This is a genomic window from Rhodococcus sp. KRD175 (assembly GCF_017168275.1).
GTDB classification, from domain to species: Bacteria; Actinomycetota; Actinomycetes; order Mycobacteriales; family Mycobacteriaceae; genus Rhodococcoides; species Rhodococcoides fascians.
Map to the genome: position 1 here is coordinate 1 of NZ_JABFAQ010000072.1, position 409 is coordinate 409.

Below are 409 nucleotides of genomic sequence, written 5' to 3' on the forward strand. Positions count from 1 at the left end.
GAACTACGCTGCGCAGGAGATAACGCCAGCCAGATCACTTCAGGCGTGCGCGCCTCTTTAAGCTGCTCAATGACCTCCAGTGTCCCATCCGCCAAACCCTGCTCCAGATGAGCCATCAGCTGAGGTTCGCTGCGCAGCCAGTCCACTCGGGAAAGTGCTGACCAGGGGGCGTCAGCGTGCGGCAACCACTGCACCTGATGCCCGACCCAGGCCAACGCAGCGGCGGCCGTCGCTGCGCTCAATTCGCTACCGTAAAGCAACACCCGCATGGGTTACTCTCCTTGTTGGTAACGTGATAACAGGGCTTGGAAACCCTCACCAAACTCGGGGTGACGACGCGCGTAGGCAAGTGTGGCTTCAAGATAACCCAGCGGCTGGCCACAATCGTAGGTCGTGCCCTGCATACGGT

1 protein-coding gene is annotated in these 409 nt (G+C 60.4%); it reads right to left on the reverse strand.

Annotated features, from left to right (window positions below):
• A partial coding sequence (locus J1M81_RS25705; RefSeq protein ID WP_206499151.1) for a hypothetical protein occupies positions 1–269 on the reverse strand: 269 nt, incomplete at its 3' end.
• Between the last annotated feature and the right edge of the window lie 140 nt (positions 270–409).